At 61.9% G+C, this 13,504-nt stretch carries 15 protein-coding genes and 2 tRNA genes; 5 read left to right on the forward strand and 12 right to left on the reverse strand.

The annotated features are described in order from the left end of the window. Nucleotides 1-341 precede the first annotated feature (341 nt). The 7 genes from HKL97_RS00005 to hisG form a co-directional block, all read right to left on the reverse strand. The gene (locus HKL97_RS00005) at nucleotides 342-1,505 is read right to left on the reverse strand and encodes a glycosyltransferase family 2 protein (protein ID WP_291421601.1); all 1,164 of its coding nucleotides are present in this window, start codon (nucleotides 1,503-1,505) and stop codon (nucleotides 342-344) included. Nucleotides 1,506-1,913: 408 nt separating this feature from the next. Further along, complete coding sequence (yacG, locus tag HKL97_RS00010; protein ID WP_291421602.1) at nucleotides 1,914-2,075, reverse strand: DNA gyrase inhibitor YacG; 162 nt, start codon at nucleotides 2,073-2,075, stop codon at nucleotides 1,914-1,916. Further along, entirely contained in the window at nucleotides 2,072-2,917 is an 846-nt protein-coding gene (locus HKL97_RS00015; RefSeq protein ID WP_291421604.1) for a ribonuclease E/G, read from the reverse strand. The genes yacG and HKL97_RS00015 overlap by 4 nt, the downstream gene beginning before the upstream one ends. Then, nucleotides 2,914-3,462, reverse strand: a complete 549-nt coding sequence (locus HKL97_RS00020; RefSeq protein WP_363238081.1) for a Maf family nucleotide pyrophosphatase — start codon at nucleotides 3,460-3,462, stop codon at nucleotides 2,914-2,916. Before HKL97_RS00020 ends, HKL97_RS00015 begins: the two co-directional genes overlap by 4 nt. After that, entirely contained in the window at nucleotides 3,459-3,662 is a 204-nt protein-coding gene (gene infA, locus HKL97_RS00025) for a translation initiation factor IF-1 (RefSeq protein ID WP_370635769.1), read from the reverse strand. Before infA ends, HKL97_RS00020 begins: the two co-directional genes overlap by 4 nt. 75 nt (nucleotides 3,663-3,737) lie before the next feature. Next, nucleotides 3,738-5,027 (reverse strand): histidinol dehydrogenase, encoded by a 1,290-nt coding sequence (gene hisD / locus HKL97_RS00030; RefSeq protein WP_291421607.1) that lies wholly within the window; start codon nucleotides 5,025-5,027, stop codon nucleotides 3,738-3,740. Further along, nucleotides 5,024-5,668: an ATP phosphoribosyltransferase gene (hisG, locus tag HKL97_RS00035; protein WP_291421610.1), complete on the reverse strand. Its 645-nt coding sequence runs from the start codon at nucleotides 5,666-5,668 to the stop codon at nucleotides 5,024-5,026. The genes hisD and hisG overlap by 4 nt, the downstream gene beginning before the upstream one ends. Before the next feature lie 85 nt (nucleotides 5,669-5,753). On the opposite strand from hisG, the gene HKL97_RS00040 reads away from it, so the two are divergent. Then, complete coding sequence (locus HKL97_RS00040; RefSeq protein ID WP_291421612.1) at nucleotides 5,754-5,951, forward strand: hypothetical protein; 198 nt, start codon at nucleotides 5,754-5,756, stop codon at nucleotides 5,949-5,951. Continuing rightward, nucleotides 5,948-7,378 carry a CpaF family protein gene (locus tag HKL97_RS00045; RefSeq protein ID WP_291421614.1) on the forward strand — a complete coding sequence of 477 codons (1,431 nt, stop codon included), beginning with the start codon at nucleotides 5,948-5,950 and terminating at the stop codon, nucleotides 7,376-7,378. The genes HKL97_RS00040 and HKL97_RS00045 overlap by 4 nt, the downstream gene beginning before the upstream one ends. Before the next feature lie 10 nt (nucleotides 7,379-7,388). Here HKL97_RS00045 and murA read toward each other — a convergent pair whose 3' ends face one another. The 3 genes from murA to HKL97_RS00060 are packed head-to-tail and all read right to left on the reverse strand — an operon-like array spanning nucleotide 7,389 to nucleotide 9,390. Next, a complete protein-coding gene (murA, locus tag HKL97_RS00050; RefSeq protein WP_291421616.1) occupies nucleotides 7,389-8,639 on the reverse strand; it encodes a UDP-N-acetylglucosamine 1-carboxyvinyltransferase in 1,251 nt (416 codons plus the stop codon). Between the two features lie 29 nt (nucleotides 8,640-8,668). After that, nucleotides 8,669-9,223, reverse strand: coding sequence for a dCTP deaminase (gene dcd, locus HKL97_RS00055; RefSeq protein WP_291421618.1), 555 nt, complete (start codon nucleotides 9,221-9,223; stop codon nucleotides 8,669-8,671). Next, nucleotides 9,214-9,390: a hypothetical protein gene (locus HKL97_RS00060; RefSeq protein WP_291421620.1), complete on the reverse strand. Its 177-nt coding sequence runs from the start codon at nucleotides 9,388-9,390 to the stop codon at nucleotides 9,214-9,216. Before HKL97_RS00060 ends, dcd begins: the two co-directional genes overlap by 10 nt. A gap of 86 nt (nucleotides 9,391-9,476) precedes the next feature. On the opposite strand from HKL97_RS00060, the gene HKL97_RS00065 reads away from it, so the two are divergent. The 3 genes from HKL97_RS00065 to HKL97_RS00075 all read left to right on the forward strand — a co-directional run bounded on the left by HKL97_RS00065 (nucleotide 9,477) and on the right by HKL97_RS00075 (nucleotide 10,157). Continuing rightward, nucleotides 9,477-9,551 (forward strand) — tRNA-Thr (locus HKL97_RS00065). Between the two features lie 46 nt (nucleotides 9,552-9,597). After that, nucleotides 9,598-9,673: transfer RNA gene (locus HKL97_RS00070), tRNA-Phe, on the forward strand. A gap of 214 nt (nucleotides 9,674-9,887) precedes the next feature. Beyond that, nucleotides 9,888-10,157, forward strand: a complete 270-nt coding sequence (locus HKL97_RS00075; RefSeq protein ID WP_291421621.1) for an HU family DNA-binding protein — start codon at nucleotides 9,888-9,890, stop codon at nucleotides 10,155-10,157. A gap of 191 nt (nucleotides 10,158-10,348) precedes the next feature. Here the strand turns inward: HKL97_RS00075 and parE are convergent, their stop codons facing one another. Both parE and HKL97_RS00085 read right to left on the reverse strand, forming a co-directional pair. Next, complete coding sequence (gene parE / locus HKL97_RS00080) at nucleotides 10,349-12,322, reverse strand: DNA topoisomerase IV subunit B (protein ID WP_291421623.1); 1,974 nt, start codon at nucleotides 12,320-12,322, stop codon at nucleotides 10,349-10,351. Between the two features lie 78 nt (nucleotides 12,323-12,400). Then, on the reverse strand, nucleotides 12,401-13,504 hold a 1,104-nt coding region (locus tag HKL97_RS00085), incomplete at its 5' end, for a patatin-like phospholipase family protein (protein WP_291421625.1).

Consider the following 13,504-nt stretch of genomic DNA (forward strand, 5'->3'; position numbering starts at 1 on the left):
CATCCCAAACCGTCCCCTGCTCATAATGACGCTCATAGAAGCGCCGTTATGAGCGCTCACTACGCAGTCACGGCAGGCGGTTCAGACCGGAGGGATACATTTATGTGAACGTGCTGCTGGTTATGTGCCTAGCGGGGGCGGGCTGGCGTAAGCGGCGCGATTGTTCCAGATCAGCCGGACGACCCTTTATCGCTGGCTTGATGCGTGGATTGGTGGCCGGAGCCTGGCAAAGAGCGTGTACGAGACTTTTCGGAGGCGTTGTTGCGCGAGCGAGCGGCGCATTTTGGCGTGACGATCAACGCGGTCTGGGTTGCACTGAAGAAAAAGGCCATCACTAAAGATCACATGTCGTCCTCAAGGTTCAACTCCCGGCACCAAAGTTTCAGGCGCGCGGGAAAATCCACGGCATCCAGCGCGGTGCTCAAAGCGGGTATGGCTTGTGGTGGCTGGTCGCCAATGAGAGCCGCGTGCACTAAGCTATCATCCACCCGTGGCCAGGGGGCGGTTTCCAATTCCAGATATGTGCGCGCATAAAGTTTCGCCAGCGGCTCCACATCCGGCTTGTCCACCAGCGCCGCGATTTCCGCCAGCGGTTTTTGCCCTTGGTGCGGCGTCACCAGGCGCTTGGCAATGAGGTGCTGCAGAAACCGCCTCTGCATCACGGCGGGTGGCAGGTTCTTCACGTGCAGCAGCATCAGTCGGCCAAGCGAGTCTTCGGTTGCGAACCGCGCCGCATCAGCCACGCCAAAATTATGGCCCAGATAGCCAATATCTGGGAGTACGTCGCTCCGCACGATGGCTTTTCCCGCGTGAGTGCCGTGAGCCAGCGATGTCACCGAGACATCGAAGGCCCATGCCGTCGAAGACTCGCTGTTCTCCAGCGCCAGGCCGCCAGTGGCGTAGACCCAGGTGCTGCAATGCAGTGGCAGATCGTAACGCTGCAAGATTGGTTTGACTAGTTGGTTGGAGAAAAACGCTCCATCGCGTCCGACGAGAAATTCATCCGCGTCCAGAACCGTTGCGTAGCGGCAGTTGCGGGCGATCAGATCGTAGAAATCACGGTTCGCATGAAACCAATGAGCGTCATCATAATACTGCCGGTAGGGCAAAACGAGCACCCGCCGCGCATGTATCGCGAGCTTTTGGCGATAGACCGGGTCTACAGACCCGCAATCCAGGATGACGATATTCTCAAAACCTACGATGGAAGCGTGGTGCGCGACCCATGCGTCGATAAGATAGGCTTCGTCCTTGGCTTTAAGGATGATCTTCAGCAGCGTGTCCTTGCCGGGCGCCCATTCCAAGCCTTGCCGCCGCCCGGTTTCCAGCCAGTGCCGATAGGCATCCGTTTCATTGGAGAAATTGATGCCCGCGGCTGCGGCGTAGACCCCTGGCGAGAAGGCTGATGTACGGTGGCGCAGCGAATATTTCAACAGATCTATTTCGCGCAGCGTATGCGTTTCCAACAGGGCGAAATAAGTATCGCACAGATCGGCTTCAGTCATGCCATGCCGTCCTCTGAGAGAAAGCCGCCCCGCCCCATCATTATTGCTTCCCTACCTGAATTTCGCGAAGGTCAGAGCAGTGTAAAAACCCATCACAAAATAAACCTTGATTCAGCCAAGGCTCAGGCCAATGGCGGCGTAAAACGACATAAAGGACGACGATATCCCATTTCCCCAGATTATAGGACTTCAGCAGAGGAATGTCACCTCCTCCAATGCCCCTTGCTGATCGTGATTGAAGACTCCTGTATAGGCCAAAACCTGCCTACTGGCTGTTTGTTTCAAAACGCAAAATTCATTCCGCTTAAGCTACAAAACTGCACAAATTGGGGTGCAAGCAAAAAATTAATCTGTATTAACAATATATTATAACGCAAACCTCGAAAACGCTCCACGTGGAGCCCCCGCTCAGTCAGTCGCCGCGTCTTCGTCCTCATCCTCAGGCTTGGCGGGCAGGGCATAGCTCCCGGTCAGCCAGCGGCCCAGGTCCACTTGCGCGCAGCGTTCCGAGCAGAACGGCTTATGCGCCGGGGCGCTCGGCTTTTCACAAATCGGGCAGACCGTCTTCATCGCAACACCTCATGCAACCCCGGCCGCACCCGGCGGCGCATAATCTCGGCAAAGCCCAGATGGGAAAACCCTAAAAATTCCGGCATCAGAAAATCCCGCCCCAGCGCCGCGCTCAGCGGTGCAGCCAGCCTGGCCCGCGCGGCGGGTTTCATTCCGGCAAAATCAACCAAAATCCCGCCGGATAAATTGCGCAGCGTAATTTGCCTGCAAATTTCAGGGATAATCGCGGTATTCAGCGCCAGTGGCGCAACCCCCGAGCCGGCCCCGGCGTCAATATCAATCAGCACCGCCGCCGGCGCCGTGGTAATGTGCATCAACGCCCCCAGCGGCAGCGGCGCGCAAGGCTCGGCCAATCCGGCCACCTCGTCTTCCAGCACGGCATCGAATGCCTTGGCGTCATAGCGCAGCCGCGCCTCCAGCCGGGGCCGCAACTGCGCCATCAACGCGTAATCATCCACCAGAATCTCCCCGGCTGCTCTTGCCGCCAGCTCCAGCAACGGCCCGTCGCCCCGGCGCAGTAACCCTGGTTTCTCTCCCGGCGCCTCACCGGCCGCCGCCAGCCGCGGGCCTTTGCCACTCTGCGCGCTGCGGCTCACCCGCACCGCCACATAGGCGCCAACCGTAAGCCCCTTACCCCCCGCGCTATCGGGCAAAAATCCAACCGCCCCGCCGATTTCCACGAACCGTCCCGCCATGGCCGGCAGCACCGCCTCCACCCTCCCGGTGTAGACATCACCCACGCCATCTGGCGCGGCCAGATTCCAGATCCAGAATTCGCTTAAAACATCGCCCTCCAGCCGGGCTACCCGCACCACATCCCCCCGGCGCGAGGCCCGGATCATGGCCGGTATCCCAGCCCCCGCAGGAGCGAGGCGGTCTCATGCAGCGGCAGCCCGACCACGGCGGAATATGAGCCGGAGACAAAATCCACGAACGCCGCGGCCCGGCCCTGGATGGCATAGCCCCCCGCCTTGCCGCGCCACTCGCCGCTCTCCAGGTAATCGCGCAGCTGCCCCGCATCCAGCCGGGCAAAGCCCACCACGGAGCCCGCGACGCGGCTGGCCACCCGGCCGTCGGGCGCGCGCACCGCCACCCCGGTATAAACCCGGTGGCGCCGGCCGGAGAGGAGTGTCAGGCATTTTTCCGCCTGTTCCAGGCTTTCCGCTTTCGGTAGAATCCGCGTCCCGGCGGCCACCACCGTATCGGCGGCGATCACAAACCCCCCGCCCGGCACCAGCTTGGCCAGGGCAAGGCGCAGCGCGCAGGCGCGGGGCGGCTCCCCCGCCAGCGGCGTCTCATCAATATCAGGAGCAATAATCTGGTCCGGCTCTATCCCGATCTGGCGGAGCAGCTCGAGCCGTCTGGGGCTGGCCGAAGCCAGAATCACTTGAAGCGGAATGTGATCCGGCCCTTGGTCAGGTCATAAGGGGTCATCTCGACATTCACCCGGTCCCCGGCCAGCACCCTGATGCGGTTCTTGCGCATCTTGCCGCTGGTATGGGCCAGAATCACATGGTCGTTGTCGAGCTTGACGCGAAACATCGCGTTGGGAAGCAGTTCAGTGACCATGCCGCTGAACTCGATCATATCTTCTTTAGACAAACACACCTCGTGCAAATTGCTGGAACGCTGCGGGTGAAATGGGCTTAACTTTCTCTCCGGTCAAGTTTTCCCAAGCCGGATGGCCACGGAGGCGGCATGCGCGCCCAGGTTCTCGGCCTCCGCCAGCGCCACGGCGGCGGGGCCGATGGCCTCCAGCGCGCCTTCCGTCAGCTTTACCCAGGTGGTGCGCTTCATGAAATCATAGACCGAGAGCCCGGAGGAAAAACGTGCTGTGCCGGAGGTCGGCAGCACATGGTTGGGCCCGGCCACATAGTCGCCAATGGCTTCCGGGCAGTCCTGGCCCATGAAAACCGCCCCGGCATGGCGGATTTTAGCGAATATCCGCTCCGGCCCGGCCAGCATCAGTTGCAGATGTTCCGGCGCAATGCGGTTGGCCAGCGCCACGGCCTCGTCCCAGTCATGCACCAAAATCACCGCGCCATGGCGGCGGATGCTCTCGCCGGCGATAGCCGCGCGCGGCAGGGTCTCCAGGGCGCTCTCCACCGCGCCCAGCACGCTGGCGGCCAGCGCGCCGCTGGTGGTGATGAGGATTGCCTGCGCGTCCTCGTCATGTTCAGCCTGGGCCAGCAGGTCGAGCGCCAGATGCGCCGGGTTGGCGCTGTCATCGGCCAGAATCAAAACTTCCGAGGGGCCTGCGATGGAGTCGATGCCAACCTGGCCGAAAACCTGGCGCTTGGCCTCCGCGACATAGGCGTTGCCCGGACCGGTTATGCGGTCAACCTTGGCGATGCTTTGCGTGCCGTAGGCCATCGCCGCCACCGCCTGCGCGCCGCCGATGCGGTAGATCTCGCTCACCCCCGCCATTTTCGCGGCCGCCAGCACCAGCGGGTTGAGCACGCCGTCAGGTGCTGGAACACAACAGGCGATGCGGCCCACGCCGGCCACTTTCGCCGGGATGGCGTTCATCAGCACCGACGACGGATAGGATGCCTTGCCCCCCGGCACATAGATGCCCACGGCATCCAGCGCCCCCCAGCGCATGCCCAGCGTGGCGCCGGTCTCATCGGTGAATTCGATGTCCTGCGGCAGTTGCGCGCGGTGGAACCGCTCGATCCGCGCGGCGGCCAGGGCCAGGGCATCGTGCAGCTCATGCGGGATTTCAGCCGTGGCCACGGCGATTTCGTCAGCGCTGATGCGCAGGTCTGCGGCGCTCAGCGCCGTCCGGTCGAAATTGTTGGTGTAGTCCACCACCGCCGCATCGCCGTGTGCGCGCACCTCAGCGATGATCTCGCGCACCTGCCCGGCCACATGCGGCTCGCCCGAGGAACGCGCAAGCAGGGCGTCGAACTGGGCGGCGAAATGCGGCTGGGCGGTGGAGAAGAATTTCATGCGGCGAGGGCCTTGCGGAAGCTTTCGATCCAGGAGTTGATCTCATCGGGCCGGGTTTTCAAGGCAATCCGGTTGACGATCAGCCGCGAGGAGACATGCGCGATCATATCGGTTTCCACCAGCCCGTTGGCCTTCAGCGTGCTGCCGGTCTGCACCAGATCAACGATGAGCCGCGAGAGGCCAAGCCCGGGGGCAAGTTCCATGGAGCCGTTCAGCTCCACGATCTCGGCCTGGATCCCCCTGGCGGCAAAGTGTTTTTTTGCCAAATTGGGGTATTTGCTGGCGACGCGGATGCGTGAGAGCGAGGCGAAATCGGTATGCACATCATCCTTGGGTTCGGCGACCGAGATGCGGCAATGGCCGATGCCCAGGTCCAGCGGCGCATAGATTTCCGGGTAGTCGAATTCCATCAGCACATCGCCGCCGCAGATGCCGATCTGGGCGCCGCCGAAGGCGACGAAAGTGGCGACATCGAAGGAGCGCACGCGAATGACGTCCAGGCCCGGATGGTTGGTGGGAAAGCGCAGCCGCCGGCTGGATTCGTCGGCATAATCGGCTGCCGGGGCAATGCCGGCGCGGGCGAGAAGGGGGCCGGCCTCATCGAGGATGCGGCCTTTGGGAAGGGCAAGGACAATCGACATGGCCGGGGATTACCACCGGGGCGGGGGTGAGGCTAGTGTCCCGATTTTGAGGTTCGTAACATCAAAACATCTTCCCTCACGGGACATGAGCGCTTTTTTTCAGTGGCCTGCTTGTCCCTTTCGTGCGCGGCAAGATGCGCGGCGGGACCGCAGGCGCCAGCTTGATGCAGATCAAGGTGAAATAAGCTTGATTTTGGTAAACGCCAGCTTCCAGATGGGCGTGCTGCCGGGCGAAATTTCAGGTTGTGGCAAGAATCATTTCTTGAGCGGGATTTTGGAATGAACGATGATGAAGTGCCGGTATTTGGCCACAAGCATATTGATGACGCGGCGCCAGCCGAGGTTGCGGCGCCGGTTCGCAATTACGCTTATGAGATGAGTCATGCGCAGATGCACGCGGAGATGGCGCCAGGGCGTGTATTGCGCGAAGATATCGCGAAACTGCGGGAAATTTGCCTGACGAAGATCGATGCGGTGGCGGTTGCATCCTTGCCGCCGGATCGTTTATGGGCCGAGCTGGAGCGGCTGGTTTACGAACTGGCCAGTGAATACCATGTGCAGATGAATATCAGCGAGCAGCGCCAGCTGGCGACGGAGTTGGTGGACGATATGATCGGCCTGGGGCCGCTGGAGCCGCTGCTGATGGACGAGAGCATCACGGATATCGTGGTGAACGGACCTGAGAAGACCTTTGTCGAGCGCGGCGGCAAGCTGGTGCAGGCGCCTGTGCATTTCCGGGACTGGGAGCATCTGACCAATATCTGTCAGCGGATTGCGGCGTCGGTCGGCCGGCATGTGGATGAGAGCAGCCCGATGGTGGATGCCCGGCTCAAGGATGGCTCGCGCGTGAATGTGGTGCTGCCGCCGCTGACATTGGACGGACCGGCCATTTCGATCCGTAAGTTCAGCAAAAAAACCATGGATTTCCAAAAGCTGATAGGGTTTGGCTCGCTGACGCCCTCGATTGCGAAGATTTTGGAGATTTGCGCCCGCTGCCGGTTGAATGTCATCGTCTCGGGCGGGACGGGCTCGGGCAAAACCACGCTGATGAATGCGCTGAGCCAGTATATCGACCCGAGCGAGCGCATTGTCACGGTCGAGGATGTCGCGGAGCTGCAATTGCAGCAGCCGGACATTGTGCGGATGGAAACCAGGCCGCCGAGCCTGGAGGGCAAGGGGGAGGTGGATACCCGCGACCTGGTGCGCAACGCGCTGCGGATGCGCCCGGACCGGATTATCGTCGGCGAGGTGCGCGGCACCGAAGCCTTCGATATGCTGCAGGCCATGAACACGGGGCATGCCGGTTCACTTTCGACGATTCATGCCAACACCACCCGTGACGCGCTCTCGCGGATCGAGAACATGGTGCAGATGTCGAACATGGGGTTGTCGTCGAAGTCCATCCGCACCGAGATGGTGGCGGCGATCAACATCATCGTCCAATTGGACCGCCAGCGCGATGGGGTGCGGCGGGTCACCGAGGTGACGGATGTCGCCGGCCTTGAAGAAGATATTGTGTTGCTCAAGGATATTTTTAAATTGAAGATCCTGGGCGAAGCGCATGATGGGCAGTTGATCGCACGGTATCATGTCGATCGCAGCCGGCCGTCGTTTTATGAGAAGCTGGCGTATTTTGGGCTTGAGGGCGCCTGGATGGAAGCGATGGAGGAGGCCGCGCACGACCCGGCCATGACGGCCGAGCCGTTGTGATGCCGGATTTTCAGCCGATTCGCTGAATGCGCGCGCCGCAGGCGGCGAGTTTTTGTTCCACCGACTCATAGCCGCGGTCCAGGTGGTAGACGCGCGAGATGGTGGTTTCGCCCTCGGCGGCCAGGGCGGCGAGGACCAGGGAGAAGGAGGCGCGCAGATCTGTTGCCATCACCTGGGCGCCGGAGAGTTTTTTGACGCCGCGGATGATGGCCGATGAGCCATGCGCGTTGATCCTGGCGCCCATGCGGTTGAGTTCGGGGACGTGCATGAAGCGGTTCTCGAAGATGGTCTCGGTGATCATCGAGGCGCCGTCGGCCACGGCCATGAGGGCCATGAACTGGGCCTGCATGTCGGTCGGGAAGCCGGGAAAGGGCTCGGTGACGGCATCGACGCCGTGCAGCCCGTTGGCGCGCTCCACCCAGAAGCCGTTTGGCTCCTCGGTGATGACCACGCCGGCTTCGCGCAGGCTGGAGAGCACGGCGCCGAGATCGCCGGCGCGCGCGCCTTCAAGGAAGACCTTGCCGCCGGTGATGGCGGCGGCGCAGGCGTAGGTGCCGGTCTCGATACGGTCTGGCAGGATGGCGTGCTGCGCGCCGTGGAGGGATTTGACACCGTGGATGGTCAGGGTGCCGGTGCCTACGCCCTCGATATTGGCGCCCATGGCGGTGAGGCAGGCGCAGAGGTCAATGATCTCGGGTTCGCGGGCGGCGTTCTGCAGGGTGGTGGTGCCATCGGCCAGGGCGGCGGCCATGAGGAGGTTCTCGGTGGCGCCAACGGAGACGAAGGGGAAGACGATCTGTGCGCCGTGCAGCCCGGTGGGGGCGGTGGCCTCGATGTAGCCGGCGTCCAGCTTGATGACCGCGCCCATGGCCTCCAGCCCCTTCAAATGCAGGTCAACGGGGCGGGTGCCGATGGCGCAACCGCCGGGCAGGGAGACGCGGGCCTCGCGCCGGCGCGCCAGCAACGGGCCGAGGACCAGGATGGAGGCGCGCATTTTGCGCACGATATCATAAGGGGCGAGGGTGTTGGTGATGCGCCCGCCCAGCGAGAGGGTGCGCCCGGAGGGTTCCACCGCGATGCCGTGCTGGGCCAAGAGCTCGGCCATGGTGGCGAGATCGGCCAGTTTGGCGACGTTGGAGAGGATGAGGCGTTCGTCGGTCAGCAGGCCGCAGGTCATGAGCGGCAGGGCGGCGTTTTTGGCGCCGGAGATGGTGATGGTGCCGCGCAGGGGCACGCCGCCGATGATGCGAATGGAGTCCATGGTATGATATCCTATACGAGGCGGGGGGGTTACATGCGCGGCAGCGAAACGCCGCGCTGGCCCATGTATTTGCCGGCTTTGTCGGCATATGAGGTCTCGCAGGGGCTGGCGCCTTGGAGGAAGAGGAACTGGCAGATGCCCTCGCCGGCGTAGATTTTGGCCGGCAGCGGCGTGGTGTTGGAAATCTCGATGGTCACCTGGCCTTCCCATTCGGGCTCCAAGGGGGTGACGTTCACGATGATGCCGCAGCGCGCATAGGTGGATTTACCCAGGCAGACGACCAGAATATCGCGCGGGATGCGGAAATATTCGACAGTATGGGTGAGCGCGAAGCTGTTGGGCGGGATGATGCAGACCGGGCCGGTGCGGTCGACGAAGCTGTTGGGGTTGAAATTTTTAGGGTCGACCACGGCCGAATCGACATTGGTGAAAATTTTAAAATGGTCTGAACAGCGGGCGTCATAGCCATAGGAGGAGAGGCCATAGGAGACCACGCCATCGCGCTTTTGCTCCTCCACGAAGGGGGAGATCATATTATTTTCAAGGGCTTGGGTGCGAATCCAGTGGTCGGGCATTACGGGCATTTGGTGGGCTCCTCTGCCATCTGGGCAGGTTTGGCGGCCTCGGCGCGGGCTTGCGCCTTGCGCCGGTGCAGGTTGGCGCGCAGGGCCTCGGCCTCGCGCGCGGCCTTGGCGCGGGCCCGCGCGGCGGCGGCAAGCTCGGCCTTGGTTGGGTTTTTTGGCTCTGACATGGACTTCTTGAAGCCGTGAGGGGAGAAACCGTCAAGGCCCCTGTTGCGTCATGGCCAATGCGGCGATATAGGGCGGCACCGCGTATGCTGTCATAGCTCAGGGGTAGAGCACTTCATTGGTAATGAAGAGGTCCTGGGTTCAATTCCCAGTGACAGCACCAGCGGGGTTGAAATCGGGGGAAGGTTGGTTTAGTCCCTCGGCTGTGTGCCCAAGTAGCTCAGTTGGTAGAGCATGCGACTGAAAATCGCAGTGTCACTGGTTCGATTCCGGTCTTGGGCACCATTTTCCCGTTCATGTGGAATTTTCCCTTTAAAGTGAAGAAAATTTTTTTGTTCCGTCAGGGAATGCTCTGGCCTTTATGATAGGCGAAGGCTAGTTGTTTGGCGACGCGCCTGGTCTTTATCGTGTGGGCCCCGAGCGTTTTGAAATTTTTTAAAGCACCGGTTTGGGTGGAAACGCCTGGACAGCACTGTGTAACAGGAAAGAAGCTAGAAACATGTCGAAAGCATTTATTGCTGAAGTTATTCAGAATTCTGCTGAAATTACCGGGGTTGCGGCGAACCGTACCGCTGCGGAACTGATCGATGCGATTGTTAAGGAAATGAAGAAGAACGGAAAGTTCACGCTGCCGAGCTTCGGGACGTTCACCGTGCGCAAGACCAAGGCGCGCAAGGGCGTGAATCCGCGCACCGGCGAAGAGATCAAGGTTAAAGCAGGCAAAACCGTGCGCTTCAAGGCTTCGCCGAGCCTGAAGAAGATGGTCTGAAGTTAATAAAAAATTAGTAATTAGAAAAAGCGGCACGTGCGAATCGGGCCGCTTTTTTTGTGCGCTGCGGGAGGTGAATGCGAATCATTTTCATTTTGGCCAGGTGAAACCTGCAATGAATGCGAGGGGTAGGTTACGTTTTGTTACGGCGCGGGCGAGATGCCAGCTTGCGCTGGCATGACGAGGGCGGATTAAATGTCGATATCCGTGACTGTGCCTGCATTTTCCTGAATGAAGGCGAAGCGCAACTCGGGGCGCTTGCCCATCAGGCTCTCCACCATGTTCGCGGTTTCAGCGCGCGATTCCGCCGGTGTGGTGATGCGCAGCAGGGTGCGCTTTTTCGGGTCCATTGTGGTTTCCTTCAGTACCTGCGGGGGCATTTCGCCCAGGCCCTTGAAGCGGCTGACCTCTAATTTGGCGCCGGGCTTGAAGGTTTTTATGAGTTTCTCGCGGGCGGCGTCGTCCATCGCGTAGATGCTCTTTGCACCCTGCACGATGCGATAGAGCGGCGGCTGGGCCAGGTAGACATGGCCGTGGCGGATAAGCTCGGGCAGCTCACGGTAGAAGAAGGTCATCAGCAGGGAGGCGATGTGCGCGCCGTCGACGTCGGCGTCGGTCATGATGATGATGCGCTCGTAGCGCAGGTTGGCGCGGTTGAAGTTCTGGCCGACGCCGCAGCCCAGGGCTTCGATCAGGTCTTTGAGTTCCTGGTTCTGCCGCAATTTTTCAGTGGAGGCGGAGGCGACGTTCAGGATTTTGCCTTTGAGCGGCAGGATCGCCTGGGTGTTGCGGTTGCGGGCCTGTTTGGCTGAGCCGCCGGCGGAATCGCCCTCGACCAGGAAGATTTCCGTGCCCTCGGCATTTTCCGTGCTGCAGTCAGCCAGTTTTCCGGGCAGGCGCAGCCGGCGCGTGGCGGTTTTGCGCGGGGTGTCCTTTAGCTCCTTGCGGCGGAGGCGTTCTTCGGCGCGGTCAATGATGAAGGAGAGCAGGTTGTCGGCATTGGTGGGGTCGCCCGCGAGAAAATGGTCGAAACGGTCTCGTAGCGAGATTTCGGTGAGGCGGGCGGCCTCGGGGTTGGTGAGTTTTTCCTTGGTCTGGCCCTGGAATTGGGGTTCGCGGATGAACAGCGAGAGCTTGGCGCGCAGGGCGCCGGTGATGTCATCCGCGATGATGGCGGCGCCGCGCTTGTTGTTGCGTTGCTCGGCCCAGGCGCGCAGGCCCTTGAGCAAGGCGGCGCGGAAGCCGGATTCGTGCGTGCCGCCGAGCGGGGTGGGCACGGTGTTGCAATAGGTGTCGAGCGAGGAGTCGCCGCGCTCGATCCAGGCGCAGGCCCATTCCAGCTTGCCCTGATCCGAACCGTCAGCGCCCGCGGGGAATTTGGCTTCGCCGGACCAGATTTCGGGCAGGATCTGGGGGGTGGCCCCGAGGTCGGCGGCGAGGGAATCACGCAGGCCGCCGGGGAAGTGCAGCTCGGCGCTGGCCGGGGTTTCGGAATCGGCCTTCAGCAGGCTGGGGTCGCAGGACCATTTGATGCGCACGCCGCGGAAGAGATAGGCCTTGGAGCGGCAGAGCTTGTAGAGGCGGGCGGGGGAGAATTGCTTGCCGTCGAAAATTTCGGTGTCGGGGGTGAAGCGGATGGTGGTGCCGCGGCGGTTCTGGATGGGACCGGCCTCGATGAGTTTGGTGACCGGGATGCCTTTGGCGAACTCCTGGCGGTAGAGTTTTTTATCGCGCGCGACCTCGGCGGTGAAGGCGCTGGAGAGGGCGTTGACGACCGAGGAGCCGACGCCATGCAGGCCGCCGGAGGTGGCGTAGGCCTTGCCTGAGAATTTGCCGCCCGAGTGCAGGGTGGTGAGAATGACCTCGAGTGCCGATTTGTTTTTGAACTTCGGGTGCGGGTCAACCGGGATGCCGCGGCCGTTGTCGCGCACGGTGAGGGTGTTGGCGGGCTCCAGGGACATTTCGATGATGCTGGCGTGGCCGGCGACGGCTTCGTCCATGGCGTTGTCGAGGATTTCGGCGGCGAGGTGGTGCAATGCCGCATCGTCCGTGCCGCCGATATACATGCCCGGGCGCCGGCGCACCGGCTCCAGGCCCTCAAGAACCTCAATGTCCTTGGCGCCGTAGCTGTCTTTACTGGGGCTGCTTTCGAATAAGTCGCTCAAGGTGTTCCGACTCCGGTGATGGTCAACGCTTCAGTTGCCATGGACCGGGGGCGAGGCCAAGGGGCGGGGGTGCAAAGGCTATTCGCCGGCGGTGTGGATGTCGTGCGTGTGGATGCCGCCGCCGGTGCCCTTCATTTCCAGCCATTCGGAATGGGCCAGGGTGTTGCGGGTGTCGTAATAGCCCGAGCGCCAGTGGTCCTTCATGGAGAGGCGGCTGAACTCATAGTCCTTGGCGCCGCCCTCATAGGCCTTTTGCTGGTAGATGAGTTGCATGATGTTGATTTCGGGCAGGCGCTCGAGTTCGACCTTCAGGGCGGTCTGGGCGTCGGACAGGCGCTCGAAGGGGAGCAGGGCGAGGGCGTCGCGCAGGGCCTGCTTGAGCTGGTGGGTTTGGAGAAAATGGTCCGTGGTGGTGCGGGTGCGCGAGGAATACTGGATGTCCTTCTGGCGGGAGAGGACGTCTGGCATGTCGCGCGGGATGTCGCCGCTGGCGGAGAAGAGATCCACCTGGAAGACCAGCAGGTTCATGCTGCCGCAATTGTCGAGCAGGTGTTGCAGCGGGGTGTTGGAGACCAGCCCGCCATCCCAGTAGTGATGTTTGCCGATGCGCACCATGGGCAGGGCCGGGGGCAGGGCGCCGCTGGCCATGATGTGCTCGGGGCCGATTTCGGTCTGGGTATTGTCAAAATAAAGGAAATTGGCGGTGGCGACGTTGACTGCGCCGACGGCGAAGCGGGGCGAGCGGCTGTTGATGAGATCGAAATCGACCAGATTTTCAAGGGTTTTGTGCAAGGGCGAGGTGTCATAAAGGGCGGTGGCGGCGCGTGCGCCGCGCGGGGCGAGCCAGGCGTTGACGGCGGCAGGCTTGAAAAAGCCGGGCTGGCCAAAGGCCATGCCGTGCAGCGCGGAGAGGATGTTGCGCAGTTTGCGCGGATCATCGCCTTCGGGCCAGAAGGTGAAGGGGTCGCGGCCGGTGATGTCCAGCCAGAATTTTTCCAGCTTTTCCAGCCGGTTTTCGGGCTTGTTGCCGGCGATGATGGCGGCGTTGATGGAGCCGATGGAGACGCCTGCGATCCAGTCAGGCTCGAAATTTGCCTCATGCAGGGCCTGATAGACGCCCGCCTGATAGGCGCCGAGCGCGCCGCCCCCTTGCAGGACGAGGCCTATGCCGTCGCACCCCGC

This window comes from Acidocella sp. (genome assembly GCF_013044125.1).
Taxonomy (GTDB): domain Bacteria; phylum Pseudomonadota; class Alphaproteobacteria; order Acetobacterales; family Acetobacteraceae; genus Acidocella.

Excerpts from the sequence above, each read along its gene's own strand:
- HKL97_RS00005 (WP_291421601.1), bottom strand. The coding sequence starts at position 1,505 with ATGACTGAAGCCGATCTGTGCGATACTTATTTCGCCCTGTTGGAAACG.
- yacG (WP_291421602.1), bottom strand. The coding sequence starts at position 2,075 with ATGAAGACGGTCTGCCCGATTTGTGAAAAGCCGAGCGCCCCGGCGCAT.
- HKL97_RS00015 (WP_291421604.1), bottom strand. The coding sequence starts at position 2,917 with ATGATCCGGGCCTCGCGCCGGGGGGATGTGGTGCGGGTAGCCCGGCTG.
- infA (WP_370635769.1), bottom strand. The coding sequence starts at position 3,662 with ATGATCGAGTTCAGCGGCATGGTCACTGAACTGCTTCCCAACGCGATG.
- hisD (WP_291421607.1), bottom strand. The coding sequence starts at position 5,027 with ATGAAATTCTTCTCCACCGCCCAGCCGCATTTCGCCGCCCAGTTCGAC.
- hisG (WP_291421610.1), bottom strand. The coding sequence starts at position 5,668 with ATGTCGATTGTCCTTGCCCTTCCCAAAGGCCGCATCCTCGATGAGGCC.
- HKL97_RS00040 (WP_291421612.1), top strand. The coding sequence starts at position 5,754 with ATGAGCGCTTTTTTTCAGTGGCCTGCTTGTCCCTTTCGTGCGCGGCAA.
- HKL97_RS00045 (WP_291421614.1), top strand. The coding sequence starts at position 5,948 with ATGAACGATGATGAAGTGCCGGTATTTGGCCACAAGCATATTGATGAC.
- murA (WP_291421616.1), bottom strand. The coding sequence starts at position 8,639 with ATGGACTCCATTCGCATCATCGGCGGCGTGCCCCTGCGCGGCACCATC.
- dcd (WP_291421618.1), bottom strand. The coding sequence starts at position 9,223 with ATGCCCGTAATGCCCGACCACTGGATTCGCACCCAAGCCCTTGAAAAT.
- HKL97_RS00060 (WP_291421620.1), bottom strand. The coding sequence starts at position 9,390 with ATGTCAGAGCCAAAAAACCCAACCAAGGCCGAGCTTGCCGCCGCCGCG.
- HKL97_RS00075 (WP_291421621.1), top strand. The coding sequence starts at position 9,888 with ATGTCGAAAGCATTTATTGCTGAAGTTATTCAGAATTCTGCTGAAATT.